This is a genomic window from Sinobaca sp. SA16-1 (genome assembly GCF_059510515.1).
Genome location: NZ_JCAKFL010000002.1, coordinates 705,176 through 731,322, shown reverse-complemented (window position 1 = coordinate 731,322; position 26,147 = coordinate 705,176). Strand labels below are relative to the sequence as shown.

Sequence of the window (26,147 nt, the reverse complement as noted above, 5' to 3'; positions counted from 1 at the left end):
GCGCGGCACGGCACTACAGGAGGGCATAACCTTGAATAACCAGGCATTTTCAACTGTATCGAGAGAGAACAGGTTAGAGCAGATGAGCCGCGAAACGCTGGACGTTTTAGTGATAGGCGGAGGTATTACAGGAGCAGGGATTTCCCTGGACGCAGCAGCAAGAGGCATGAAAACGGGATTAGTGGAAATGCAGGATTTTGCAGCAGGAACTTCCAGCCGCTCCACAAAGCTTGTGCATGGAGGATTGAGATACCTCAAGCAGTACGAGGTAGGGCTGGTCGCAGAGGTTGGCACAGAGCGGGCAATTGTATACGAGAATGCGCCGCATGTAACCGAACCGCAGTGGATGCTGCTGCCGTTAGTGGAAAATGGTTCTTTTGGCAAAACATCGATGGCATTTGGACTGAAAGTGTATGACACGCTGGCTAAAGTAAAAAAAGAAGAGCAGCGCTATATGCTGAACCGGGACAAAACGCTGGGAAAAGAACCGCTGCTTAGAAAAGAAGGGTTAAAAGGCGGCGGCGTATACGTGGAATACCGCACAGACGATGCCAGGCTGACGCTGGAAGCCATTAAACGTTCCGTCGATTTCGGAGCCAATCCGGTGAACTATGCAAGGGTGGAAGACTTTGTGTACGAAAATGGAAAAGCTGTTGCAGTAAAAGTGACAGATACTGTAAACAATAAAGAATACACTATTTATGCGAAACATATTATTAATGCAGCAGGACCGTGGGTCGATACGCTTCGTAAAAAAGACGGTTCCAATTTTGGCAAGCATCTCCGCCTGACAAAGGGTATTCATCTTGTGTTCGACAGAACCCGTTTTCCACTCCGTCAGGCAACTTATTTCGATACGCCGGACGGACGCATGGCATTTGCTATCCCAAGGGATAACAAAACATATGTGGGAACGACAGACACCGTCTATGAAGCAGACATCGCTTCTCCGCGCATGACGGAAGAAGACAGGAGCTATGTGCTGGATATCTCCAACTACATGTTTCCAGAGTTAAAGCTTACGAAAGAGGACGTAGAGTCAAGCTGGGCCGGACTGCGCCCGCTTATCTACGAAGAAGGAAAATCAGCTTCTGAAATTTCGAGAAAAGATGAAGTGTTTCTTTCCGAAACCGGTCTTATCTCAATTGCTGGAGGCAAGCTGACAGGGTACCGGAAAATGGCGGAAAAAGCCGTGAATATTGTGGCTGAACGAATGAATATCCATGCGCCATGCCCGACAGAGCATATTCATTTGTCCGGTGGTGCAGTAGATGGATCATCCGGTTTTGGCACGTATGTAAAAACGCAGGCGTACCTTGGCGAAAAAGTTGGTTTATCCAAAGAAGAAGCAGAACAGGTTATTGAATTTTACGGATCTAATGCGGCTAACGTATTTTCCTATATTCAAAAGCATAAAAAGGAAATTGAACAGGCAGGCCTTCCATTAAAACTAGGCGGCCAGGTTCTTTACGCTCTTGAAGAAGAGATGGCGGTAACTCCGCTTGACTTCTTTAACAGACGAGCAGCTTTATTGTTCTTCGGAATGAATGAAGTAGACAAATGGAAAGAGCCGGTTCTTGCTTTTATGAAGAAAAAAGCAGGCTGGAGCGAGTCTCAGGCATCCTCATTTGTGGAAGAATTGGAAAGGGAAATCCGTTATGCCAAGCATACAGAAGAAGAAGTAGAAACAGAAAGCGCCGTTCTTTCTTAATCGTTTACGAACAGCAGAAGCAATCAGGCTTCTGCTGTTTTTTTATAGGATAAAGGAAGGGAAATAAGGGTATACAGGTAACAAACCCTTTGTCAGAACAGTCATTTTTTAATAATCATGGTAGAACGTGCCTATATTTACTATAATAAGAACATACAAACAGAAAAGAGGTCATGCGTAATGGACTGGAAAAAGAATTGGGATAGATGGTCGTCTTTTCCATCATTGGAAAAAGAACTGGATGATGAGTTGAAAGAGCTTTCCGGAGAAGAAACGCAGCTGGAAGACAGTTTTTACAAATACCTTGAATTTGGTACAGGCGGCATGCGCGGAGAAATGGGTCCGGGCACAAATAGAATGAATGTATATACGATCCGCCGCGCCGCGGAAGGCCTGGCCCGTTTTATTGAAAGCCGGGGAGAAGAAGCCAAAGCAAGAGGAGTCGCGATAGCGTATGATTCCAGGCACCGGTCCGGTTTATTCGCAATGGAAACGGCGCGCACGCTTGGTGCACATGGCATTCAGGCATACATATTTGAAGACCTGAGGCCGACCCCGGAACTTTCCTTTGCGGTAAGGTACCTGCATGCTTTCGCAGGAGTCGTCGTTACGGCAAGTCACAACCCTCCTATATATAACGGGTTTAAAGTTTATGGAAAAGACGGCGGCCAGTTTCCACCGGAGCCGGCAGAAGAGCTGGTGGATTTTGTGAACAGTGTTGAAAATGAACTGGAAATTGCAACAGCAGAACAGAGCACACTCGAACAAAACGGTCTGCTGAAAGTGATTGGCGAAGAAATAGATCTTCCTTACAATCAGCATTTGGAGACGATCCTGCTGGATCCCGAAACCGTAAAAAAAGACGGGGGAGAGCTGTCCATCGTTTTCTCTCCTCTTCATGGCACCGCACATATACCTGTAACGCGTATCTTTAAATCCAGCGGCTTCTCCAATGTTCATGTCGTGGCTGAACAGGCAGAGCCGGATCCTGAATTTTCTACAGTGAAAAGCCCCAACCCGGAAGAAAAAGCGGCCTTTGAACTGGCTGTGGAGCAGGGAGATAAATTAGGAGCGGATCTGCTCGTAGCAACAGACCCGGATGCCGACCGGATTGGCATTGCTGTTAAAGCGAAAGACAATCATTATCAGGTTCTTTCCGGAAACCAGACAGGAGCGCTTATTTTGGATTTCCTGCTTTCCCAGCGGAAAGAAAAAGGGATTCTTCCTGAAAATGGAATCGTCATGAAAACGATCGTGACTTCAGAGCTCGGGCGTGTTATCGCTTCTCATTACGGTGTGGAGACAATGGATACGCTCACCGGGTTTAAATTCATCGGAGAAAAAATCAAACAGTTTGAAGAAAGCGGCGAGTATGTTTTCCAGTTTGGCTATGAAGAATCTTTCGGCTATTTAATTGCTGACTTTGTCAGGGATAAAGACGCGGTACAATCCGCTTTAATCATTGCGGAAATGGCGCTCTGGCATAAAAAGAATGGCAGAACGATTTACCAGGCCCTTCAGGAGCTGTATCAGAAATACGGCTGTTATTTGGAAGATCTGGATTCTTTGACGCTGAAGGGAAAAGCGGGAGTAGAAAAAATCGAGGAAATTATGCATCATTTCCGCTCCAATCCTCCGGAAACCATCAGCGGACAGAAAGTCACTTCCATGGAAGACTACCATACGGGGGAGAGAACATTTCTAACGGACGGCAGAAAAGAAAAAATTGAACTGCCGGTCTCCAATGTGCTTAAATTTAAATTTGAAGATGATTCCTGGTTTTGTGCAAGACCGTCAGGCACCGAGCCAAAAGTTAAATTTTATTTCGGCGTTGTAAAAGAAGATGTAAAGGAAGCAGAGGAGTCACTGCTTCAGCGTAAAATGGATGTTATGTCCATCGTTCACCAGATGATTCAATAATAGCAAAAAAGACTGTCCCAAAAGCGTTTGGGACAGTCTTTTTATTTTACTTTGAAATTTTGTTTATGATCGACTTTGTCGATCGAATGAACTTCGATTTTGTCCACTTTCGAAAAACGCGGCCCTTTTTCAACGGAAGTCAAAAAAGACCTCATCGCTTTTTCGTCGCCTTCCGCCGCAATTTCAACGGTATTATCAGTTTTGTTGCGAACCCACCCATAAATAGAAAGTTTATCTGCTTCCATTTTTGTGTGCTGGCGGAAACCGACGCCTTGTACAAGACCGTGTACGATAACATGCTGTTTCACTGCCGCATTCCTCCTTTATCCACTGTTATACCTTAATGAAATGAACTTCAAACCACGGGTCTGACTCTAAGGCCTCTTCCGTTTCTGAGATGACGTGAGGTACGCCTTCTTCATCGGTAGACAGCCAGGTGCCGGAGCTGTCCTGAAACACGGGATACACGTATCCTTCCTGGAATAAAATGGTTCCATCCTGCGGTTCTATATAGTCATGGTGTAATGCTTTCCATACGGTTCGTCTGCATTTTACTAATTCCATTTTTTTCTCCTTTGTATCTTTATATCTTTAGCATTATAGCATGAGAGACAGCCAGGAAGAAAACATTCAGGCAGCTTTGTTTGCCTTAACGAAAAATCCCCCGTTGAAACCGGACGGTTTCGACGGGGGAAAGAAAGTTTTTCTGCTTTTTATTTTCTGGCAGAATGGTGTCGGTATGCTGTATGGTTCACGGGTCCAACATAGCTGTTAAGAGGAAATGAATCTGTAATAGCCGCATGAATGAACTGTTTGGCCAACGCTATGGCTTCTCTTACCGGAACGCCTTTTGCAATTTCCGCTGTAATGGCCGCGGAAAAAGTGCAGCCGGCTCCGTGGGTATACGTAGTATCTATTTTGGGTGATTCCAGCAGTTCGAATGTTTTCCCATCATAAAAAACATCTGTAGAGCTGGTGCCGCCGATTTCGCCGCCGCCTTTTATGATAACAAAAGCCGGTCCTTGTTCGTAAATAATGGCTGCCGCCTGCTTCATATCTTCAATGGTTTTCAGCGGCTCTGTGCCGGCAATGGACGAGGCTTCAAACAAGTTGGGTGTAACGACGAGTGCTTTAGGCACAAGCGTGTCGCGCAGGTATTGATCCAGCTCCGGATTGAGCGCTTCGTCGGAGCCTTTACAGACCATAACCGGATCGACTACTAGCTTTTCTACTTTAAACTCTTCTACTTTTTCTGCAACCAGCTCAATGACTTCTTTTGAACCAAGCATACCTGTTTTCGCCGCATCCACGCCGATTCCTTTAAGCGTAGTCTGCAGCTGTGCCTCCAGGGCTGTGAGGTCCTGAGGATAAATGGCATGAAACCAATCCCTGTCAGGGTCCTGTGCGACAATTGTAGTTAATGCGGTCATTCCGTATACCTCAAGTTCCTGAAATGTTTTCAGGTCTGCCTGGATTCCGGCGCCGCCGCTCGTATCAGAGCCTGCAATGCTGAGTACTTTATTTAAACTCATTGTTATCATCCTTTCTTAAATAGCCCATTCACCTTGTTGAAATACAGATTCTTTTGTGCCGTCCGGCAGAATGCCTTCGATATTCATGTTGTTGCTGCCTATCATGAAGTCAACGTGGGTCAGGCTGCTGTTTAAGCCGGCCTGCTGCTTTTCTTCCTCGTTCATTTCTGTTCCGCCTTCTACACAAAAAGCGTAGGCGCTGCCCAATGCTAAATGGTTTGAAGCATTTTCATCAAAAAGAGTATTGTAAAAAAGAATACCGCTTTGCGAAATAGGGGAGCTGTGGGGCACAAGAGCAACTTCTCCTAAGCGGCTGGACCCTTCATCTGTTTCAATAAGGTTGCGGAGCGTCGCCTCCCCTTGACCAGCGGTGAAATCAACTACTTTTCCATCTTTGAAATGGATTGTAAAGTCATCAATGACATTACCGCTGTAATTTAAAGGCTTGGTATTCTTCACATACCCGTTTACGCCATCTTTATGCGGCACGGTAAATACTTCTTCGGTTGGCATGTTGGCGATGAAATGAACGCCTTCTGTGTTCGGTCCGCCGCCGCCGGCCCAGATATGATGGTCCGGCAGATCAATCGTTAAGTCTGTACCGGGAGCTGTATAATGCAGCTGCTTGTATTTTTTGCTGTTCAGAATAGCTGATTTAGCCTGCAGTTTTTTATCGTGTTCTTCCCAGGCAAGAACCGGATTATCAAGATCGGCACGGACGGCTTTGAAAATGGCTTCCCACAGCTGCTGTACGGCATCTGCTTTAGTGGAATCAGGGAACACTTTTCCGGCCCATCCCGGAGAAGGAGCAGCAGTTACAAGCCAGCTTACTTTATCAGACTGGATGTAATTACGAAACTGCTTCATTGCTTCGCCGGCAGCTTTATTGGCAGCGGCTACTTTTTCTGCATCTGCGTCTTTTAATAAGTCTGGATCAGAAGACTTGACAGTAATAAATGCGGCACCGCGCTCTGCCAGCTCCTCCCGTGATTTGGACTGCCACCACGGAAATTCTTTGATTGCTTCCAATGGGGCGTGATCGAGCTTGAGCTTGGCAAGCTCTTCATCAGACCACTCCACGTGAACGTTGTGAGCGCCTGCTTCATAGGCTTTTTCAGCCAAAAGCCTGACAAACTCATAGGCATGAATAGGAGCGGCAATAACAAGAATCTGCCCTTTTTGAAGATTTACTCCTTTTTTGATAGATAAAGATGCATAGTTCTGTAGTTTCGTATTAAAGTCAGTCATGCTGCTGTCTCCTTTGCGGCTGGAATTATTATATTGAAAGTCTGTCAAAATTGTATCATAAGATGAACAAAAAAAAGAACGATTGGAACAGCTCCAATCGCCAAAAGGTATTGTACGTATTCAAAAATAGAAAAATAGGACTGCTGTAAAAATACAACGGCCGCGTTTTTAATCCATCCCTATCGTATCAGAAAATATATCACAGCTGAAACAGAGTCTCAGGCTGTCTGTACTAATCTATATCGTTATAGAGGGTCTCACAGTCGTTTTTATGAAATAGTATAACACTAGGAATATGTTGTTCTTTTTACAGAATTGATAATAAAAAAGCGCTGCCCGGCAGCGCTTTTAAGGGATATGAACAGTTTCTCTGGAATGGAAATTATGAGCATCCGCTACGAACCGGGTAGGGATGGACTGGATTTTAATATTGTATTTTGTAACGGTATTGTTGTATACCCGCTTTGCTTTATCAAGCTTTGCTTCGGATTCCATAAAAAGAGCTTCCAGCCTTTTAAAATCTTCATTTTCCTGTAATCCTTCATTATCCTTTTTTTTATCAAATACACTGCGCAGGGAGGCAGATAATGCTTCGTCAGCATCGACAATCTCTGTTCTGGACTGTTTCCTGGAGTCAAGCCCGCTGCGAAGTTCCAACAGCTTTTCCAGAAGAGCCTGCTCATTGCGCATATAGGGCTGGGCGGTATCCACCAGTTCAGGAATAAGGTCGAACTGACGTTTAATCTGCACTTCCACCTGCTCCCAGGATTCTTCCACCCAGTTTAAGTATTTGATTAATGCATTATATCCGATTATCCAGCTTGCTAAAGCGATAACGATAAATATTCCGAGAACGGTCCCAAAAAAGGTCACATTCCATCAACCTCCTTTATAGCCTGCGGCAGTATTCTGCCTGCAAAAGCACTAATCTATTATACCATGAATAAAGGGGGAAAAAACACACTTGCCATATATTGGGAGGTGGTTTCCCCGTTAATACGTAATACCCACCCGTTTTCTCTCATAAGAAGGGTGGAGAAGAAGATGAACGGTAAAAGCTGCTGTATCAGCTGTTGTGATCTTATAGCCATCTTTGGGAAGAAAGTCTTCTTCTGCACGGATTTTGCCATGTTCCTCTCCGTCCGGCAGGTAAGTGGGGCAGATAATAGTCCAATTGAGGCCTGAGGCTTCAAGCATCTCATAAACTTTGGCATGATCCTCCGCGGCCGTTGTACTCCGTCGTTTGGATTCAGAGGAAGCGAAGCGGTAAGTGCCCGGCTCTGAACGTGCATCGAGAATACCTGCTGTGCCTATCGTAAGAAGCCTGTTTATATTATTTTTTTCCATAGCCTGAATAATATGAGGCATGCTCCGCTGCAGCGTGTCCTGCTTGTCTGTTCCAAGAGCGCTGATGACAGCCTCGGTGCCTTGAATCGTTTGTTCGACATCTTCTTTATGAAGCACATCTCCTTTGATTATCTTTAAAAGTGGAGAAGATAAGGTTATTTTTTCCGGTGAACGTGCGAGCATAACGACCTCAATATTTTCCTTTAGCAGCATATCCAGAATATAACGGCCGACTCTGCCGGTTCCTCCAAGAAGTGCGATTTTCATACTATACCTACTTTCTAACAGCTTAGTACTATTCTATTTTCCCTTGATGAGAGCAGAAGAAACATAAAAGCCTCGAAAATATAGGAGGCATATACATTCTATATTTCTTCTTTTATAAATGAGAACGGTACCAAATCAGAAAGGAAACAATGGTAAACTAAAATTATACAATGAAGTCTTTTTCTATTCCAATCTATCAAAAGGGTGATGCAGTGTGAATAATCAAGACTGGTGGTTTCCGACAGATATTCAAATAAAAGCGACAAGGCTGCACAAATGGATGAGAAAACTCGGTTATACAGACTACGATGCTTTTTATAAAGCGTCTATTCTGGATATAAGCTGGTTTTGGAGCCAGGCTGAAAAGGAGCTGGATATTGAATGGTTCCAGCATTACAGGTATGCACTGGACCTTTCTGACGGATGGAAATGGCCGCACTGGTACGTAAAAGGAAAGCTGAACGCTTCCCACAATGCTGTGTTCAAATGGGCTGAAAAGGAAGATGTAAAACAAGAAACGGCCCTGAAATGGGAAGGGGAAGGCGGAGAACAGGAACAGTATACATTTGAGGAGCTGACGACCGATATTAAGCGCGCAGCAAATGGATTTAAACAAACGGGAATAAACAAAGGCGATGTCGTTACTCTGTATATGCCGATGATTCCCGAAACCGTCATTTCCATGATGGCACTGTCGCAGATAGGTGCTGTTTTTTCCCCTGTTTTTTCCGGATACGGGGCAGACGCTGTAGCGGCAAGAATGGATGCTGCCGGTTCCACGGTATTGATCGCCGCCTCCGGCTATACGAGAAAAGGCCGTCCGGTTTTGATGAAAAAAGAGGCGGACCGGGCCATTGATTTATCCGAATTCGGGAAAACATTGATCATCGTAGAACGGGAAGGCGAAATAGAAACCAGGGATACGATAGATATAACCTGGAAAGAAATAATGAATCATCCCCCGCTTGAGAAAGTTCACAAAGCGAAAAGCGACGAGCCATTTATGCTCCTGTATACGTCGGGCACTACCGGAAAGCCTAAAGGTACCGTGCACACCCATGGAGGTTTTCCTATAAAAGCGGCTTTTGATGCAGGAATCTGCATGGATGTGAAAAAAGGAGATACCTTCTGCTGGTACACAGATATGGGGTGGATGATGGGGCCGTTTCTTGTGTACGGTGCTTTACTAAATGGCGCCTGTGTAATGATGTATGAAGGAGCTCCTGATTATCCGGAACCGGATCGATTGTGGAAATTGACAGAGTCAGCGGGTATTAGCCATTTAGGAGTCTCACCAACGCTCATTCGTTCTTTAATGCAGCATGGAAAAGAATGGACAGAAAGAAAAGACCTGTCCTCTCTTAGAGTGATAGGATCCACCGGAGAGCCATGGAACCCGGAACCATGGAAATGGCTGTTCCGGACTGCCGGCAGAAGCAGAGTTCCTATTATTAATTACTCCGGGGGCACAGAAACATCAGGCGGTATATTAGGTAATTTGTTAGTAAAGCCGATTGGTCCGGCCACATTTAACAGTGCCATTCCCGGGATGGCAGCGGATGTATTTAATGACGATGGACAATCTGTGGTAGATGAGGTAGGAGAGCTTGTCGTCAAAAAGCCATGGGTTGGCATGACCGCCGGATTTTGGAAAGAACCAAAAAGATATGAAGAAGCTTACTGGAAAAGGTGGAAAGATATTTGGGTACATGGAGATTGGGCTGTGAAAACGGAAGAGGGCTACTGGACTATCACAGGAAGATCGGACGATGTGATGACAATTGCCGGTAAAAGAGTAGGGCCGGGTGAAGTAGAATCTATTCTCGTGGAACATTATGCGGTCAAAGAAGCGGCTGCTATCGGTGTCCCTGATGAGCAGAAAGGCGAAGCGCTCGTTTGTTTTATCGTATTAAATAAAGGCAACCTCCCGGATAAAAGAATTACTGAAGAGGCGGGAAAGCGCTGCGAGAGCAGCATGGGAAGGTCACTTGTGCCTTCAGCCATTTTCATCGTGGAGGACCTTCCGAAAACGAGAAACGGCAAAGTAATGAGAAGAGCGGTTCGGTCCGCCTTCTTAAATGAAGAAACAGGTGATTTATCCGCTCTTGAAAATCCGCAGTCCCTTGAAGACATTAAAGAAAAAGCAGCAGAAATGTAAACATTGGGGCCGGCAGTTTCTTTTTTAGAAGCTGCCGGTTTTCTCGTGACAATTATGATGATTTCGTATTTCCCTCCGATAAACTTTCTTCCTAGACCTTGAATTTTCCGTACTATTTAGTATAATTATCTTAATTCCGATATAACCAATGTGTTTTATTAGAAAAACAGTTTGCTGATAAATAAAGAGAATAGATGCCTGTGCAAGAAGGCTCTTTCTATGTAAAGAGTCTTTATTTTTTCTGGAAGCCGTTTGTCAAAAGGAAAACATCCTGCAGAAAAATCAGATACTTTGTCCGTTGTTTATTGAAAATTGTTATAATGAGTGTCGCTGCTGTTTATTATAGAAAAGCAGTTAACATATAAAAATATCTTTGTGAGGTGGATCTCTTTGCAGCTTCAGGTAATAAATAGTCCTTTTAACCAAGAACAAACAGAGCTTTTAAACAAAGTTCTTCCATCACTTACGGAAGAACAGAAAACGTGGCTGAGCGGATATCTGGCCGCTTCCCAATCAGCATCAGCGGGAACGGCAGCAGCGGAAGCGCCGCAGACATCCCAGGCCCCTGCGCCTGCAGCAGAGCCGGTCTCCAAAGAAGTAACCATCTTATTTGGTTCCCAGACAGGAAATGGACAATCTTTAGCAGAAGAAATGTCTAAAAAATTAGAAAACCAGCAATATGAAGTTACACTTTCTTCAATGAATGACTTTAAAGCCAACACGTTGAAAAAAGTGAAAAATCTTCTTGTGATTGTAAGTACGCATGGAGAAGGCGATCCGCCTGATAACGCCGTTTCCTTCTATGAATTTCTAAATGGACGGAAGGCGCCTCAGCTTCAGGATCTGCAGTATTCAGTCCTGTCTCTTGGAGACAGCTCATATGAATTTTTCTGCCAGACCGGAAAAGAGTTTGATACGAAACTGGCCGAGCTTGGGGGCAAGCAGCTTATTGAGCGTGTAGACTGTGATGTTGATTTTGATGAACAGGCCGCCGAGTGGATGGAAGGTGTCATCACCGCTTTGAATGAAAACCAGGCGGCAGCATCTGAGCCGACAGCTGTACAAACTCAGGAAAGTCCTGCTGGAACGGAGCAGACAGCCTATTCCCGCACAAATCCATTTAAAGCAGAGCTTCTTGAAAGCCTGAATTTAAACGGCCGCGGGTCCAATAAAGAAACCCGCCATCTTGAGCTGTCGCTTGAGGGGTCCAATCTTGAATATGAACCCGGCGACAGCCTCGGTATTTTCCCTGAAAATGATCCGGTGCTTGCCGATCAGGTTATACAGGAAATGGGATGGAATCCGGATGAAACCATTCAGCTGAACAAGCAGGGAAAAGTCAGTTCGCTCCGGGATGCGCTTATTACTTATTACGAAATTACAGTGCTTACAAAGCCGATGGTAGAAAAAATTGCCGGCCTTTCCAGCAATCCTGAACTGCAGAAACTTACGCAGGAAGGGAACGAAAGCAAGCTGAAAGAGTATATTTACGGCAGGGATCTTCTTGACCTGCTTCGTGATTTTGCACCATGGGAGGCGTCAGCTTCGGAATTTGCAGCTATTCTGCGTAAAATTCCGCCGCGTCTGTATTCGATCGCAAGCGGTCCTTCTGCAAATCCGGAGGAAGTGCATTTAACGATTGGTAAAGTCTGCTACGATTCTCACGGCAGAGACCGCACCGGGGTCTGCTCCGGCCAGACGGCCGAGCGCTCCGACCTGGGCGATGAATTTTCTGTGTATGTTCAGCGCAATCCGAATTTCAAGCTTCCGGAAAGCACCGATACACCTATCATAATGGTAGGACCCGGTACAGGAGCTGCTCCGTTTCGTTCCTTTATGGAAGAGCGGGAAGAGCTGGGCATCGAAGGAAACAGCTGGATGTTTTTTGGCGAACAGTATTTTGTCAGTGATTTCCTCTACCAGACCGACTGGCAGAAATGGCTGAAAAACGGCACGCTTGCCAAAATGGATGTAGCTTTTTCCCGCGATACAGAGGAGAAAATCTATGTGCAGCACCGTATGCTTGAAAAAAGTAAAGAGTTCTATGAGTGGATAGACCAGGGTGCAGTGTTATATATTTGTGGAGACGAAAAAAACATGGCTCACGACGTTCATCAGACCCTTCTGCAGATTCTTAAGCAGGAAGGCGGCATGAGTGAAATGCAGGCCGATGAATATGTTGCAGAAATGCAGCAGCAAAAAAGATACCAGCGTGACGTGTATTAAGGCATATAAAGGAGAGTTATAATTCATGGCTAACAATAAATTAGCTCCGGTTGATGGTCCGCCGAGTGATGTAGAACGAATAAAGACCGAAAGTAATTACCTGCGCGGAACGCTCGTAGAAACGCTGGAGGACAGAATCAGTGCAGGGATTCCAGACGATGACAACCGCCTGATGAAATTTCACGGCAGTTATCTTCAGGATGACCGTGATCTTCGAAAAGAGCGCCAGCGTTCAAAACTGGAAGCGGCATATCAATTTATGCTCCGGGTCCGCCTGCCTGGTGGAGTAGCGACACCTGAGCAGTGGCTGATGATGGATAAGCTTGCCTATCAATATGGAAATGAGACTCTTAAGCTGACAACACGTCAGACGTTTCAGATTCATGGCATTTTAAAGTGGAACATGAAAAAAACGATCCAGTCGATTAATGAATCATTAATGGATACGGTGGCAGCCTGTGGAGACGTGAACAGAAATGTAATGTGCACCCCGAATCCATTTCAGTCCCAGGTTCACGAGGAAGTGTATGAATGGTCCAAACGCCTGAGTGATGATCTGCTTCCAAAAACCAGGGCGTATTATGAAATGTGGCTGGATGAAGAAAAAATTATGGACAGTGATTCAGAAGAAAATGCAGAGCCTATGTATGGCGAAACATATCTTCCCCGTAAGTTTAAAATCGGAATTGCAGTTCCACCATCAAACGATGTAGACGTCTTTTCGCAGGATATCGGCCTGATTGCCGTCATTGAAAACGGCGCGCTTGCCGGCTTTAATGTTGCTTTAGGCGGCGGCATGGGAATGACACACGGCGATACAGCAACGTATCCGCAGCTTGGAAGAGTCGTTGGTTTCTGTACGCCGGAAAAGGTTGTTGATCTCGCCGAGAAAGTAATCACGATTCAAAGGGATTACGGCGACAGAAGCGTAAGAAAATATGCACGGTTTAAATATACAATTGACCGCCTCGGGCTGGAAAACATCGTAGAAGAGCTTCACCACCGTCTCGGCTGGGAACTCGAAGAAGCCCGTTCTTACGAATTTGAAAGCAGCGGAGATCGTTATGGCTGGAGCAAAGGCCATAATGGCAGATGGCATTTGAATTTATTTATTCAAAATGGCCGTATTAAAGATACCGAAGACTATAAGTTAATGACAGGACTCCGGGAAATTGCCGAGCTTCGGGCAGGAGAATTCAGGCTGAGTGCCAACCAAAATTTAATTATCAGCAACATTACCACCCAAAAGAAAAAGAAAGTGCTGGAAATCGTAGAAAAATACGGTTTGACAGACGGGGAGAATCAGTCCGCCCTGCGCAGAAACTCGATGGCGTGTGTAGCGTTTCCTACGTGTGGACTGGCAATGGCTGAATCAGAGCGCTACCTGCCTTCATTGGTGGATAAGCTCGAAGAACTGCTTGATCAGTCCGGCCTCAGTGAAAAAGAAATCATTATCCGTATGGCCGGCTGTCCTAACGGCTGTTCACGGGCAGCCCTTGGAGAAATCGGCTTTATCGGAAAAGCACCGGGAAAATATAATATGTATCTCGGCGCGGGCTTTTCCGGAGAACGTCTGAGCAAAATGTATAAAGAAAATATCGGCGAAGAAGAAATTCTGGATAGTCTTCGTCCACTGTTTGAACAGTATGCCAAAGAGCGTGAAGACAACGAACATTTCGGCGATTTTGTTATTCGCGCCGGATATGTGGAAGAAGTAACTTCCGGTACGGATTTTCACCGGTAACATGCAACAGCGGAATATTTATTAAACAGGAACGCCCTTACCGCTAACTGGTGAGGGCGTTCTGCATAACGGCAGCCCTTTTTAAGAGAGGGTTGATTTTTCGGTTAAAGGGAATAAGACAAACGGCAGGTAAATGACAAAGGGGTTTTTATGAATGAAACGATTTAATCTTGGAACGAGCAGCCTGGAAGTACCTAACATCGGTTTAGGATGTATGCGCATGAAAGAATTGTCCATACATGATGCAGAAAAAGTGATCAAGAACGCAATGGAAGCGGGGATTAATTTTTTTGATCATGCAGATATATACGGAGATGAAGATAGGAAGTCGGACGCCGTTTTTGCAGAAGCAGCAGGAATGAAGGACGACCTGCGTGAAAAGATGATTATTCAGACAAAATGCGGCATCCGCGGACGTTCCTTTGATTTTTCCAAAGAACATATTATTGAGTCAGTAGAACAAAGTTTAACCCGGTTAAAAACCGATTATATAGACGTTCTGATGCTGCACCGGCCGGACGCTTTAGTGGAGCCGGAGGAAGTGGCAGAGGCGTTTGATGAATTGGAGCAAAGCGGAAAAGTAAACTATTTCGGCGTGAGTAATCAAAATCCGATGCAGATTGAACTATTAAAAAAATATGTAAAACAGGATTTAATTGCAAATCAGCTTCAGTTTAGTATTATGCATTCGGGCATCATCGATGCGGGACTGAATGTAAATATGACTAATCCGGCATCTATTTCCCATGATAATAGTGTTCTTGATTACAGCAGATTACATGATATGACCATCCAGGCATGGTCTCCATTTCAATATGGGATGATGGAAGGCGTCTTTGTAGATAATGATAAATTTCCTGAACTGAACAAAACTCTTCAGAAAATAGGAGAGCGTTACAGCATTACTCCGTCAGCTGCGGCTGTAGCTTGGATTTTAAGACATCCGGCGCAAATACAGACGATTGCGGGCACGATGAATACAGAACGTCTCACCGGCATAGCGGAGGCCTCAGAGGTCATGCTTACGAGACAGGAATGGTACGATATCTATCTGGCTGCAGGAAATGAACTGCCATAATGAGAAAAAGCATCAGTCTCTCAGGAGGCTGGTGCTTTTTTCAAGCTATTGAAGAAGACAATAAATACGTATGCTATTCAAAAAAGTGATATCGGTAGATGTGTTCGACAGACCAGCCATAGGTGAACCGACTTTGCAAAACAATCTAAAAAAAGCACCAGCCTCCCGGGAGGCTGGTGCTTTTTATCTAAATCTTTATTAGTTCAATACTGTTACCTTAACGCTCTGACGGCCGAATGAAAATGCATCAGACTTAGTTGGTACGTGAAGGTCAATGCGGTTGCCTTTGATAGCGCCGCCGGTGTCAGCTGCGATAGCTGTTCCGTAGCCTTCAACGTGTACTTTAGAACCAAGTGGGATAACGCTAGGATCTACAGCGATAACTTTTTTGTTAGGGCTGTTACGAAGGTCTGTGCCGTTAGCAGTAATACCGGAGCATCCTGCGCAGCCTGCAGTGTAAGCAGTAGCTTCCATAGTCATAGACTGGCCTTCAGGAGAAGAAGTCTGCTCAGAAGAAGTATTAGCTGATGCTACAGCTTCTTTTTCTTTAGGAGCGGATTCACTTGAAGTGGACTCGGAAGGTGCTTCTTCTTTTTTAGGAGCTTCTTCTTTAGGAGCTTCTTCTTTAGGAGCTTCTGCTTCGCTGGACTTAGTTGTGCTTGCGGGAGCGACAACGTCAGATCCAGATCCAAGAGAGCTTTCTAAAGCAGAGCGTGTGTCAGGTCCAACTACTCCATCAACGTTGATGTCAGCGCTTGACTGAAGTTCTTTTACGCCGTTAGCAGTAATAGAGCCAAAAATGCCATCTACTTTGTAGTCATACAATCCAAGGCTCTGAAGGTCTTCCTGAAGTTCTACAACGGCTTCATTGGACTGCCCTTGCTGAATGTAAGAATTTGTTGAAGCGGCCTCACTGTCTGCGGGAGAAGAAATAAATAATAGAGTACCTACTGCTGCTGTTACTATACCTGTTTTTAAACGGGGACTTGAAAATTTCATCGAAACACTCCTTATGTTTTGTTTGGGTTACTTGCCGAGTTCGAATATATCTAAAAAAAGCACAGGTTACAATACGTTTTTCGATAATGAAATACAACTGAAATAAATGTTAAATTCCTGTCATCATTATAAATGACTCATACTATTCTCCCTATATGCTCAAGAATAGGGTTTTTCAAAGATAGTTTACAAAAAATAAAAAAATCTTGTAATCGTAATGATATATTTAGAAAAATCAATAAATAACATGTTTTGAGACGAAAAATTGGTTGATGTTACAAAAAAAACGAGTTTTTTTGTTAGTATTGACTCATAAAAGGGTAATAATTCCGCTATTGTTTTGCAGGCATAACGACTCTTGCCGCTAGGACTTCATCTCGAGAGACATAATATAAAAATAATATGAGAAATAATGAAAAAGAGGGATGTAAAAGCATTAGAAACGGGGTACAATAAGAGAGAACACGCTGCAGTGAATATTTTTCGGGCCTGATGAAGTATATCGGTATACTTTCAGCCGGATCATATTTGTAATTTGCTGCAAGGTTGCGGGACCATGCGCAAATTTCATTATCCGCAGCGTACTACATTATTATATCTGTGAAAATGAAATCATCTTTTACAGGTTGCGGGACCTGAAAAGGTGAAATGACCACTCTTTATGTCCGTGTTGAGCAGTCGGGGGACTTCTGCACACGGAGAGGTTACTTTAGTGAACGGAAGCTTTTCCTTTTACAGGGAAAGCAAAATAAAAACGGCTCTGTCTCAGCGCTCAATCGCTGGAACAGGGTCGTTTTTCTTCTATATAAATGTACCGGAGCAGATTAGTGTTTTATCCGCCCCTGTTTGGTGGTACATATAATAGAGTATATAAAAATACATAAAGGAGGAATGAGCAATGAATATAGCAGGAATTATCGTATTAATAGTTGGTATTGTCTTTGCTATTTTAGTTTTAGTACTTATGAAAGTACTGCTGAATGTGGCATCGACTTTGAAAGGCATTAACGAAAGTGTGAATAAGCTGCCTGAACAGGTTGAACAGGGCGGGGCGCAGGTTAATGACATTTTCAACCAGGCTAATGATGCATTAACAGAAGTAAACAAGCAGATTGCCTCGTATGCCCCGATCGTTTATATTGTGGCAAACGCTGGTGAAAGAGCCAGAAATGAATCTTCCTCTTTAGTAGATATGACCATGTCTTTAAAAGGCGGAAGTGCTCAGGGAACAGATGTAGAATCAAGAAACAATCTAGGCGCGGTTTATGAATCTGCATTGGCAGGCTACTATTTGTTCCAAAAAAGAGATGCATTAAAAGCCGGTCTTTCCACATCAGCAGAATAATTACCCTGCTTCTTTTGCCGGTTTAGTAAAGACAGGAAGTCTGCTTCCTGTCTTTTTTCAGGTAATGCTGGTTATAATAAGTAAGTCTTACTAACTTAGAGGAGGATTTTATGAATAATTTTTCTTTTTACAACCCAACTAAATTAATTTTTGGCAAGAACCAGCTGGAGAAGCTGCAGACCGAGCTGCCTAAGCATGGAAAAAAGGTGCTGCTTGTATATGGCGGAGGAAGTATAAAGAAAAGCGGTTTGTACGATGAAATTGTTCAAGAGCTGCATCAAATGAGCGCTGAAATTTTCGAATTATCCGGAGTAGAGCCAAATCCGAAGCTCACAACAGCTGAAAAAGGGATTGAGATCTGCAAACGGGAAGGCATAGATGTCCTTCTTGCCGCCGGCGGAGGAAGTGTTATTGACTGTACGAAGCTGATTGCAGCCGGTACAAAATATGATGGCCCGGCCTGGGATCTTGTAACAAAGAAAGCCTACGCTAAAGAAGCTCTTCCATTCGGTACTGTTCTGACGCTTGCTGCGACAGGCTCAGAAATGAATGCAGGCTCCGTTATTACCAACTGGGAAACCCAGGAAAAGTATGGATGGGGCAGCCCGGCTGTGTTCCCTGATTTCTCGATACTCGATCCGACTTACACAAAGAGCGTACCGGAAGATCAGACCGTATACGGCATTGTAGATATGATGACGCATGTTATGGAGCAGTATTTCAATAATGCGTCGCATACGCCGCTTCAGGACAGAATGTGTGAATCTGTCCTCATAACAGTGAAAGAGGCAGCACCGCAGTTAATGAAAGATCTGCAGAGCTATGAGCACCGCGAAACCATTCTTTATTCCGGTACGATAGCGCTGAACGGTATGCTGCAGATGGGCTACAACGGAGACTGGGCGTCGCACAATATAGAGCATGCCGTTTCTGCCGTGTACGACATTCCACATGCGGGAGGACTGGCTATTTTGTTCCCCAACTGGATGAAGCATAATGTACAGGTTAATCCCGCCAGGTTCAGCCAGCTTGCCGTCAGGGTATTCGATGTAGACCCATCCGGTAAAACGGATGAAGAGACTGCTATGGAAGGTATTCAAAAGCTTCGTGAATTCTGGAGCAGTATCGGAGCACCGGAGCGGTTATCCTACTATGATATTGATGACTCCAAGCTGGATGTTATCACCGGTAAAGCAATGATTAACGGTGAATTTGGTAATTTTAAATCCCTTCAGCAGGATGATGTAAAAGCTATTCTGCAGGCTTCCTTATAATACAGCAGAAAAGCCCTCCAAACGGCAGAGCCGTACGGAGGGCTTTTTTACATTTCGGGATGGTGATCCTCATATACGTGGTACAGCATCAGGTCATGAATCTGCGATTTTATTCGATCCTGTTCTTCCAGGGGAAAAGAATCGAGGGGAAGATCGATACTGCCGTCTTTAAAATACGCTCCGTTAATGTGTTCTCCCTTATAATAGAAGGAGACGGCCCATTCACGGTTAATCCAGTTGTTTTTTATTTCTTTCCATTGAAAGTGGCTGATCATTCGTATCTCTCCTTTGCTGCGTTATACTAGTATGGTAGCATATTCTTTTTCAGCGCCATAATACACAGCAATTGCTTGCCTGGAAAGCAGCGGATTGGTAAAGTATGATTGACCCGTAATGCGAGTGAAACAAAGGAGATACAAAATATGAATGCAGTACTATTACTAATTATTATGATTATCATGGGAGCGGTCATCGGTGGATTTACCAACTCCCTGGCAATAAAGATGTTGTTTCGGCCGTATCAGGCTGTATATATAAAAAGCTGGCGGGTGCCATTTACACCGGGATTGATTCCAAAACGAAGAAAAGACATGGCCGAGCAGATGGGACGGATGGTGGTTGATCATCTTCTGACCCCGGAAGGCATGCAGGATAAATTCAATGAGAGTGGATTTCAAAAGCAGGTTATCAGCATTGTCCAGCGTGAAGCGAAAGGGTGGCTGCATTCGGAACGTTCGGTCGCGGACGTATTAGAACAATACGCCGGAGTCACCGATCCCCGCGGGAAAATGGCTGTTTATTCGGAAGAATGGATAGATAAAAAGCTGCAGATGTTTATTTATGACAACCAGGAGAAGTCAATTGATGAGATGCTGCCGCCGGAGTGGAAGATTTCAGCGGAGTCCTACTTTGATTCGTTTGCCGCCAGAATTGCAGATAAAGGCGCCCGTTATTTTGAAAGCGATGCGGGAAGAGTGCAGCTGGAAACGCTGCTTGAGAAATTTCTGCAGGGAAAAGGATCGGTATTTAACTTCCTCAGTTCCATGTTTGGCAATGATAAAATCCTCGATAAACTTCAGCCGGAACTGGTCCGGTTTTTCCGGGATCCTTCTTCGGCCGTGTTTTTCAAAGGGTTTATTATTAAAGAATGGGAAAAGCTGCTCGACCAGCCTGTTTGGAAGGCAGGAGCCCAGATGAATACGAAATCGGTGGCGCGCTATACAGTCAAAGCGTTAAATCGTGAGCTGACCGTGCTGGATCGACTCGAGGTGCCGATAGCAGAATGGGGGCCTTCCTATGAAGAGCAGATCATTAACCAATGGATTCCAGATCTGTGGAATCAGATTCAGCCGGTATTATCCAACAAACTGCTGAGCGTATTTGATTACCTGGAGCTTGAAGATGTGATCCGGGAGCGGGTTGATACCTTCTCGGTCGGCCGCCTCGAAGCAATGGTGCTGTCTATATCGGGAAAAGAATTTAAAATGATTACGTATCTGGGAGCCCTGCTTGGCGGGTTTATAGGTGCATTTCAGGGATTATTCGTGTTATTTTTTTCATAAATGTAGGCGAAATGCGTGAATTTCCCAGGTGATTCTGTTATGCTCGTACAAGATTGTTTTAAAGGAGGTCATTAGTTATGTCAAATGTTTATGATAAAGCACACGAACTATCCCGTTCTTTGCGTGATAGTGACGAATTTCAACAGCTTAAAAATCTTCATGTTCAGGTAGAAGAAGATGAAGTAGCCAAGCGTATGCTTGATAACTTCAGAAACGTTCAGCTTGAACTGCAGCAAAAGCAGATGCAGGGCCAGCAGCCAACTGAAGAAGAGATCACGCAGGCTCAAAAGCAGTTTGAAATGGTTCAGCAGCATGAGGTTATCTCATTGTTGATGGAGCAGGAGCAGAAAGTAAGCACAGTCATCGGAGATGTAAACAAAATTATTACAGAGCCGTTGGAAGAGCTTTACGGAAACCCGGACGATCCAGAAAACGTTCAATAGTATGAAAGAAAAACCCCTTTTCGGAGGGGTTTTTTTCAAATAAAAAATCAGACATTACAACCATGCCGGGCAAATTGGTTAACAAAGGAGCAGAACAGTATGGTGCTACTATATATTAAAGGTGTGGAAGAAAAAGAAAAACAGAATTTCCAACACACCGTAGATCTTTACGGCAAACAGCTCAAGGTGACTGAAGAGCAGAATGAAGATACGGCGATGACGCTGTCTTTTTCTTCGGGACGGAATCAGATGAGAGGAACCCTCAGCGGGGAAGGCACAGAGGCCTCCTATACTTATTATCCATCGTCTGCTTTCACGCAGGAGGCTCCCGACAGTAAAGAAATGAAACGAAGAAAGCTTCATGTGACGGTTCAGCTTTTAAATAATTGGTACTGCACCGAACAGCCGTGGGGACTGTTAACCGGAATGCGGCCTACCAAACTCTGGCATCAGTGGCATCAGGGGGGAGCGGGACCGGAAGATATTAAGCACTGGCTGTTAAAAGACTATATCGTTACGCTGGAGAAGGCGGAGCTTTTAACCAATATTGCGCTCAAGCAGCAGGAAGTGCTCCCGGATATTTATGAGCTTTCCAAAGGCGTCAGTATTTATATAGGCATTCCGTTTTGTCCGACAAAATGTGCGTACTGTACCTTTCCCGCCTATGCGATGAATGGCCGAAACGGATCGGTTGTTACCTTTCTGGAAGGACTTCATTATGAAATGGAGGAAACGGGCAGATGGCTTAAGGAGAATAATGTACCGGTCGACACGATTTATTTTGGCGGCGGTACGCCAACAAGCATTTCTGCCGAAGAGATGGATGCATTGTATGGCCATATGTATGAAGTAATCCCGGATATTGAGAACATTAGGGAAATTACGGTAGAAGCGGGCCGGCCGGACACGATCACTCCGGAAAAACTGGACGTATTAAAAAAATGGAACATTGACCGGATCAGCATTAATCCGCAGTCTTTTACTAATGAAACGCTTAAAGCGATCGGCCGCCATCATTCGGTGGAAGAGACGATTGATAAATATAAACTGGCTAAAGTCCACGGCATGAATAATATTAATATGGACTTAATTATCGGCCTTCCGAATGAAGGCATGGAAGAGATGGCCCACAGCCTCGCAGAGACAGAAAAGCTGCTGCCGGAATCTGTGACCGTTCATACGCTTTCCTTTAAAAAAGCATCGGAAATGACGCGCCAGAAAAACAAATACAAAGTAGCGGAGCCGGCGGAAGTGGAGCAGATGATGAATCTGTCTTCGCAGTGGATGGCTGAGCACAGCTACGAGCCGTACTACTTGTACCGGCAGAAGAATATCCTGGGCAACCTGGAAAACGTCGGGTATTCCTTTAAAGGAAAAGAGAGCCTGTACAATATTATTATTATGGAAGAGCTGCAGACCATCATCGGACTCGGCTGCGGCGCGGCAAGCAAATGGGTGGATCCGGAAACCGGACGCATCACGCGATTTGCCAACCCGAAAGACCCGATTTCCTATATTCAGTCCTACGGAGAATACACGTCGAAGAAATTAGATACCCTTTCCGGGCTGTTTCCTACTTCCCAGAAAGCATAAAAAAGACTGTTCCTTTTCAAAAGGGACAGTCTTTATATTTTTATTATAAAATTCAGTAGACATAGGACAATTATTTCTTAAGCTTTATCGTCGAAGAAAGATTACACTACACCAGCCTTTTAATTGTTTCGTGGAACGTAATTGCCTGTTCCTGCGGGTATTTGGTAAGAATATAGGTGAAGACCTTTGGCAGCACTAATTCCGGTGCATCGATTTCAAGCATCCTTCCTTCTGCCAGCTCCCGCCTCACTGCTGACCGAGGTAAAATAGAAAATCCAATGTCTTCTTCGATAAATCGCTTTGCCACATGGACCTGAGAAACCTGCATCGTTCTTAAGGCAGGATACGCAAAATGGAGCTGCCTGAGAATTGGTTCCCAGTATTCTGGATGATTATCTGTAAGCAGCACCTTTTCTTCGATCAGCGATCCAAATTCAATTGGCGGACTGCTTTCTTCTTCACCGCCGTCATGCGGCGCTACGATTTTTAGTGGCTCCTCAGAAATCCGCGATGCGGTTACCTCTTTAAAGTGACTGTCCATTCTGGATAAACCGATATCTGACAGTCCTTTATTTATTTCTTCTGCAATAAATTCCGACTCCATAACGCGAATCACCACTTCTACCTGCTTTTCCTTTTTAACATAAACCTTCAGCCAATAAGGAAGATAAGTTGTTGCGACAAGCGGAGATACAGCAACTGTAAGCGTTTGATGATAACCCTGCTTGATTCGCTGCATTTGCAAAAATCCCTCGTCCAGTTCTTTAATAATCTGTACGGCTTTCGGATAAAAATACCTGCCATACGAAGTGAGGCGGATATTTCTGCCCGTTCTTTCAAATAAGAAAACACCGAGTTCTTTCTCCAGTTGTTTCATTTGTATGGACACGGCTGGTTGGGACATAAACAGCAATTCTGCGGTTTGATGGTAATTTTCTTCTTTTGCAGCAGTTAAAAAGGTACGCAGCCATTGTATATTCACCAGACTATCACTCCTTTTATTAATTATAATATGTTATCAATAATCACAAAAATACTTATTTTTATTAATCATAAATACTCTTTACACTAAAGATAGAAGCAGGAAAAGGAGTGTAATAAAATGGATGTCAAAAATCAAGGATTAGAAGGAGTAGTAACGGCAGATACGGCCATTAGTCTTGTTGATGGAGAGAGCGGGCGGCTTATTTACAGAGGCTATGATATTCGGGAACTTTGCCTGCATTACGAGTTTGAAGATATCGCTTATCTTTTGTGGCAGGGCATACTGCCAAAGAAAGAAGAAACAGAAGCTTTAAAAGCAGAGTTTCAACAGCAGCGAAAGCTATCCCACAGTTTGATCGAATTAATTCAGCTGCTTCCTGCAAATATGCCGATGATGAGCGTCATTCGTACATGTATTTCTTTTTTGGGAGACGCCTCTTTTACATGGCCCCCAACAGCTGCACAGGCAGTAAAGTTAACGGCGGCAGTGCCTGTAATTATCGCAACACGCTATCGCTGGCTGAAAGACGGTCAAATTATTGAACCGAAAGAAACGCTGGGGCATACTGCAAATTATCTATACATGCTGCATGGCAGGATCCCGGAGGAAACCCATATTCAAGCCATGAATGCCTATTTAATTTTAACGATGGAGCACGGCATGAATGCTTCCACCTTTACTTCCCGGGTGATCACCTCCACAGAATCGGATATGGTGTCTGCGATTACCGGGGCAGTGGGAGCGATGAAAGGTCCTCTGCATGGTGGAGCCCCGAGCGAAGTCACAGAAATGCTCAGTAAAATAGGGGGGAAAAGTAATGTAGAATCCTGGCTGCGGGCACAGTTGGAGCAGGGAAATAAATTAATGGGATTTGGGCACCGTGTTTATAAAACGCAGGATCCACGTGCAGAAGCTTTGAAAGAAGTAACCTCTTCTCTCGTCCAAGAGGATGCATGGCTGGAGCTTGCACACGAAGTGGAAGAAAAAGCGATCCGTTTGCTGGAAGAATACAAACCAGGAAGAAAGCTCTATACAAATGTAGAATTTTACGCAGCAGCTGTACTCCGGGCTGTGCAGCTGCCGGATGAACTATTTACTGCAACTTTTACTGCCAGCAGAATAGTTGGTTGGAGTGCTAATGTTCTGGAGCAGGCTGAGAACAATCGCATTTACCGGCCCCAGACGCACTATACGGGTCATGTGCCCGAATAAGTTGGAAGAAAGTGAAGCGGTATTTCGCTCATTTTTTTAAAAAATTAAAAAGGGAGAGAAGAGGCTGATGAAAGCACATCTTCTTTCCCTTTGTATAGGAAGAGGTTCGGATAACCGAGATTACGTATCCTAAATTGTTTAAGTGAAGGGGAACTAAAAAATAAGTAGTTTTAATCTCTGTTGAGTTTTGTAGACTTTCTCCAGGATTACTTCCTTTATACACATGGACAGAATCCAACATAGATAATTTTAAATGTTGTTCTTTTATTGCCGCAGTCATTGATTTTAATCCTTTTAAATGTACCTTTTCGTCGTCCAGTGTGTATTGATCTTCCTTTTAAAAAAAGACCGCAGCTAGAGAGCTTTCTTAACTTTAAAGGAGGGACTAAGCGTTCAATTTGCGAATGACCGGGAATTCCGCATTTTTAGCTGGTCGTGGGATAGCAGCCAGCCAAATACTCGTTAACAATGTCCCATTTAAATTCTTCGCTATATTTATCCATAAAAAACACCCCAAAAGTTAGATTTTTAATTCTAACTTTCGAGGTGTAATATATAAAACACTTCACCCATAAAGTAAAAGGGTTTACTGAACACCTTCAATTATTCCAGCAGCCCTTCAAGACTATATTTACGCAAAAGCATTATTCAGTTACTGGTCTTCTTTCTTGCCTGCCAATTAATTAAATCAAATAATTTGGCCATCCTAATTCATGTTTTGCAAGTATCGAATAGGAATTACTGAACACCCTCACAATCTTTCTGAGCAATTTTCATGAGGTGCTATTTGTTTACGTAAGGGATTCGTAGACAACCGCGTTTACAGTTACTTCAACATTGTTTTTCATCGCTTTTGAAAAAGGACACACTGCATACGTTTTGTCTGCCAGGGCTTGCACTTCCGCCTTTTCCATTCCTTTAATCGCTACATCCAATCGAAATGCCACTTTGTAGCCATTGTCTGTTGGATCCGGATGAAGTTCAACAGTCGTAGTGGTCATTGGCTCTCCAGTGACTTCCTCCATCCCCATTATTCTGACTAAGGTAAAATTGAAACTAGTACTGTAACCAAGCGCCAAAAAGTGAGCAGGAGTATATCCTTCCCCTGTTCCGCCTAGTTTTGATGGAGGGGATACTTTAGTTGAAAATGAACCATCTGCTAAATAACTAATTCCCTCCGGACCGCCGACATTGGTTGCCGCTGCGTCAAATAGCAAACCAGAACTAGCCATTTTCTACATCTCCTTATAATTTTTTAATTCGCATTTATTATACTCCTTTTGTCAGCTGATTTCTATAATATTATCTGAATATTCCGCATTTTAATTATGTGGTGAAATGAAAATAAGCTCTAAATTATTTGAATCGAATTCAAAATATCACTTTTACAATTTTGGCGGATGCGGGAATACCGGGTTTAGGTGCTGTCAATCGATTGCTCGCCAATCAGGATGTGTTGTAAATCAAAGTAACAAAAGAAAATGATAATTTATCTTTCTGTCC

General features: G+C 44.2%; 23 protein-coding genes. 12 read left to right on the top strand and 11 right to left on the bottom strand.

What is annotated here, in order from left to right; translation table 11 throughout:
* Nucleotides 1–82 precede the first annotated feature (82 nt).
* The gene (locus AC5W2J_RS07785; protein WP_496058955.1) at nt 83–1,711 is read left to right on the top strand and encodes a glycerol-3-phosphate dehydrogenase/oxidase; all 1,629 of its coding nucleotides are present in this window, start codon (nt 83–85) and stop codon (nt 1,709–1,711) included.
* A gap of 180 nt (nt 1,712–1,891) precedes the next feature.
* Complete coding sequence (locus AC5W2J_RS07780) at nt 1,892–3,631, top strand: phospho-sugar mutase (protein ID WP_496058905.1); 1,740 nt, start codon at nt 1,892–1,894, stop codon at nt 3,629–3,631.
* Between the two features lie 41 nt (nt 3,632–3,672).
* Here AC5W2J_RS07780 and AC5W2J_RS07775 read toward each other — a convergent pair whose 3' ends face one another.
* From AC5W2J_RS07775 to AC5W2J_RS07750, 6 genes are all read right to left on the bottom strand, one after another.
* Nucleotides 3,673–3,939, bottom strand: a complete 267-nt coding sequence (locus AC5W2J_RS07775; RefSeq protein ID WP_496058904.1) for an acylphosphatase — start codon at nt 3,937–3,939, stop codon at nt 3,673–3,675.
* A 25-nt stretch (nt 3,940–3,964) separates the two neighbouring features.
* Nucleotides 3,965–4,195, bottom strand: a complete 231-nt coding sequence (locus AC5W2J_RS07770) for a hypothetical protein (protein WP_496058903.1) — start codon at nt 4,193–4,195, stop codon at nt 3,965–3,967.
* 149 nt (nt 4,196–4,344) lie between these two features.
* Nucleotides 4,345–5,163, bottom strand: a complete 819-nt coding sequence (pdxK, locus tag AC5W2J_RS07765; protein ID WP_496058902.1) for a pyridoxine/pyridoxal/pyridoxamine kinase — start codon at nt 5,161–5,163, stop codon at nt 4,345–4,347.
* A 15-nt stretch (nt 5,164–5,178) separates the two neighbouring features.
* Nucleotides 5,179–6,411 carry an aminopeptidase gene (locus AC5W2J_RS07760; protein ID WP_496058901.1) on the bottom strand — a complete coding sequence of 411 codons (1,233 nt, stop codon included), beginning with the start codon at nt 6,409–6,411 and terminating at the stop codon, nt 5,179–5,181.
* A 348-nt stretch (nt 6,412–6,759) separates the two neighbouring features.
* Nucleotides 6,760–7,284, bottom strand: a complete 525-nt coding sequence (locus AC5W2J_RS07755) for a LemA family protein (RefSeq protein ID WP_496058900.1) — start codon at nt 7,282–7,284, stop codon at nt 6,760–6,762.
* 120 nt (nt 7,285–7,404) lie between these two features.
* Nucleotides 7,405–8,025, bottom strand: coding sequence for an NAD(P)-dependent oxidoreductase (locus tag AC5W2J_RS07750; RefSeq protein ID WP_496058899.1), 621 nt, complete (start codon nt 8,023–8,025; stop codon nt 7,405–7,407).
* A gap of 214 nt (nt 8,026–8,239) precedes the next feature.
* On the opposite strand from AC5W2J_RS07750, the gene AC5W2J_RS07745 reads away from it, so the two are divergent.
* From AC5W2J_RS07745 to AC5W2J_RS07730, 4 genes are all read left to right on the top strand, one after another.
* Nucleotides 8,240–10,183 carry an AMP-binding protein gene (locus tag AC5W2J_RS07745; RefSeq protein WP_496058898.1) on the top strand — a complete coding sequence of 648 codons (1,944 nt, stop codon included), beginning with the start codon at nt 8,240–8,242 and terminating at the stop codon, nt 10,181–10,183.
* A gap of 390 nt (nt 10,184–10,573) precedes the next feature.
* Nucleotides 10,574–12,409 carry an assimilatory sulfite reductase (NADPH) flavoprotein subunit gene (locus AC5W2J_RS07740; RefSeq protein WP_496058897.1) on the top strand — a complete coding sequence of 612 codons (1,836 nt, stop codon included), beginning with the start codon at nt 10,574–10,576 and terminating at the stop codon, nt 12,407–12,409.
* Nucleotides 12,410–12,434: 25 nt separating this feature from the next.
* Complete coding sequence (gene cysI / locus AC5W2J_RS07735; RefSeq protein ID WP_496058896.1) at nt 12,435–14,153, top strand: assimilatory sulfite reductase (NADPH) hemoprotein subunit; 1,719 nt, start codon at nt 12,435–12,437, stop codon at nt 14,151–14,153.
* A 154-nt stretch (nt 14,154–14,307) separates the two neighbouring features.
* Nucleotides 14,308–15,231, top strand: coding sequence for an aldo/keto reductase (locus tag AC5W2J_RS07730; protein WP_496058895.1), 924 nt, complete (start codon nt 14,308–14,310; stop codon nt 15,229–15,231).
* 198 nt (nt 15,232–15,429) lie between these two features.
* Here AC5W2J_RS07730 and AC5W2J_RS07725 read toward each other — a convergent pair whose 3' ends face one another.
* Nucleotides 15,430–16,230, bottom strand: coding sequence for a 3D domain-containing protein (locus tag AC5W2J_RS07725; RefSeq protein WP_496058894.1), 801 nt, complete (start codon nt 16,228–16,230; stop codon nt 15,430–15,432).
* 898 nt (nt 16,231–17,128) lie between these two features.
* Here AC5W2J_RS07725 and AC5W2J_RS07720 point away from each other — a divergent pair.
* Entirely contained in the window at nt 17,129–17,575 is a 447-nt protein-coding gene (locus AC5W2J_RS07720; protein ID WP_496058893.1) for a DUF948 domain-containing protein, read from the top strand.
* Between the two features lie 110 nt (nt 17,576–17,685).
* Nucleotides 17,686–18,849, top strand: a complete 1,164-nt coding sequence (locus AC5W2J_RS07715; protein ID WP_496058892.1) for an iron-containing alcohol dehydrogenase — start codon at nt 17,686–17,688, stop codon at nt 18,847–18,849.
* A 47-nt stretch (nt 18,850–18,896) separates the two neighbouring features.
* Here AC5W2J_RS07715 and AC5W2J_RS07710 read toward each other — a convergent pair whose 3' ends face one another.
* Nucleotides 18,897–19,124, bottom strand: a complete 228-nt coding sequence (locus AC5W2J_RS07710; protein WP_496058891.1) for a DUF5342 family protein — start codon at nt 19,122–19,124, stop codon at nt 18,897–18,899.
* Nucleotides 19,125–19,271: 147 nt separating this feature from the next.
* Between AC5W2J_RS07710 and AC5W2J_RS07705 the strand changes: the two genes are divergently transcribed.
* The 3 genes from AC5W2J_RS07705 (at nt 19,272) to AC5W2J_RS07695 (ending at nt 22,447) form a co-directional block, all read left to right on the top strand.
* The gene (locus AC5W2J_RS07705) at nt 19,272–20,411 is read left to right on the top strand and encodes a DUF445 domain-containing protein (RefSeq protein ID WP_496058890.1); all 1,140 of its coding nucleotides are present in this window, start codon (nt 19,272–19,274) and stop codon (nt 20,409–20,411) included.
* Between the two features lie 77 nt (nt 20,412–20,488).
* Complete coding sequence (locus AC5W2J_RS07700; protein ID WP_496058889.1) at nt 20,489–20,854, top strand: YlbF/YmcA family competence regulator; 366 nt, start codon at nt 20,489–20,491, stop codon at nt 20,852–20,854.
* Between the two features lie 102 nt (nt 20,855–20,956).
* The gene (locus tag AC5W2J_RS07695; RefSeq protein ID WP_496058954.1) at nt 20,957–22,447 is read left to right on the top strand and encodes a coproporphyrinogen III oxidase; all 1,491 of its coding nucleotides are present in this window, start codon (nt 20,957–20,959) and stop codon (nt 22,445–22,447) included.
* Nucleotides 22,448–22,553: 106 nt separating this feature from the next.
* Here AC5W2J_RS07695 and AC5W2J_RS07690 read toward each other — a convergent pair whose 3' ends face one another.
* Nucleotides 22,554–23,429 carry a LysR family transcriptional regulator gene (locus AC5W2J_RS07690; protein WP_496058888.1) on the bottom strand — a complete coding sequence of 292 codons (876 nt, stop codon included), beginning with the start codon at nt 23,427–23,429 and terminating at the stop codon, nt 22,554–22,556.
* Nucleotides 23,430–23,549: 120 nt separating this feature from the next.
* Between AC5W2J_RS07690 and AC5W2J_RS07685 the strand changes: the two genes are divergently transcribed.
* Entirely contained in the window at nt 23,550–24,644 is a 1,095-nt protein-coding gene (locus AC5W2J_RS07685) for a citrate synthase/methylcitrate synthase (RefSeq protein ID WP_496058887.1), read from the top strand.
* A gap of 28 nt (nt 24,645–24,672) precedes the next feature.
* Here the strand turns inward: AC5W2J_RS07685 and AC5W2J_RS07680 are convergent, their stop codons facing one another.
* Together AC5W2J_RS07680 and AC5W2J_RS07675 are read right to left on the bottom strand one after the other, a co-directional pair.
* Nucleotides 24,673–24,924 (bottom strand): hypothetical protein, encoded by a 252-nt coding sequence (locus AC5W2J_RS07680; RefSeq protein WP_496058886.1) that lies wholly within the window; start codon nt 24,922–24,924, stop codon nt 24,673–24,675.
* Between the two features lie 511 nt (nt 24,925–25,435).
* On the bottom strand, nt 25,436–25,861 hold the full coding sequence (locus tag AC5W2J_RS07675; protein WP_496058885.1) for an Ohr family peroxiredoxin: 426 nt from the start codon (nt 25,859–25,861) through the stop codon (nt 25,436–25,438).
* Nucleotides 25,862–26,147: the final 286 nt, after the last annotated feature.

Bases quoted from the DNA above. Each gene is read 5' to 3' on its own strand.
- AC5W2J_RS07785 (WP_496058955.1), top strand. From the start codon at position 83: ATGAGCCGCGAAACGCTGGACGTTTTAGTGATAGGCGGAGGTATTACA.
- AC5W2J_RS07780 (WP_496058905.1), top strand. From the start codon at position 1,892: ATGGACTGGAAAAAGAATTGGGATAGATGGTCGTCTTTTCCATCATTG.
- AC5W2J_RS07770 (WP_496058903.1), bottom strand. From the start codon at position 4,195: ATGGAATTAGTAAAATGCAGACGAACCGTATGGAAAGCATTACACCAT.
- pdxK (WP_496058902.1), bottom strand. From the start codon at position 5,163: ATGAGTTTAAATAAAGTACTCAGCATTGCAGGCTCTGATACGAGCGGC.
- AC5W2J_RS07760 (WP_496058901.1), bottom strand. From the start codon at position 6,411: ATGACTGACTTTAATACGAAACTACAGAACTATGCATCTTTATCTATC.
- AC5W2J_RS07750 (WP_496058899.1), bottom strand. From the start codon at position 8,025: ATGAAAATCGCACTTCTTGGAGGAACCGGCAGAGTCGGCCGTTATATT.
- cysI (WP_496058896.1), top strand. From the start codon at position 12,435: ATGGCTAACAATAAATTAGCTCCGGTTGATGGTCCGCCGAGTGATGTA.
- AC5W2J_RS07730 (WP_496058895.1), top strand. From the start codon at position 14,308: ATGAAACGATTTAATCTTGGAACGAGCAGCCTGGAAGTACCTAACATC.
- AC5W2J_RS07725 (WP_496058894.1), bottom strand. From the start codon at position 16,230: ATGAAATTTTCAAGTCCCCGTTTAAAAACAGGTATAGTAACAGCAGCA.
- AC5W2J_RS07720 (WP_496058893.1), top strand. From the start codon at position 17,129: ATGAATATAGCAGGAATTATCGTATTAATAGTTGGTATTGTCTTTGCT.
- AC5W2J_RS07715 (WP_496058892.1), top strand. From the start codon at position 17,686: ATGAATAATTTTTCTTTTTACAACCCAACTAAATTAATTTTTGGCAAG.
- AC5W2J_RS07710 (WP_496058891.1), bottom strand. From the start codon at position 19,124: ATGATCAGCCACTTTCAATGGAAAGAAATAAAAAACAACTGGATTAAC.
- AC5W2J_RS07705 (WP_496058890.1), top strand. From the start codon at position 19,272: ATGAATGCAGTACTATTACTAATTATTATGATTATCATGGGAGCGGTC.
- AC5W2J_RS07700 (WP_496058889.1), top strand. From the start codon at position 20,489: ATGTCAAATGTTTATGATAAAGCACACGAACTATCCCGTTCTTTGCGT.
- AC5W2J_RS07685 (WP_496058887.1), top strand. From the start codon at position 23,550: ATGGATGTCAAAAATCAAGGATTAGAAGGAGTAGTAACGGCAGATACG.
- AC5W2J_RS07680 (WP_496058886.1), bottom strand. From the start codon at position 24,924: ATGACTGCGGCAATAAAAGAACAACATTTAAAATTATCTATGTTGGAT.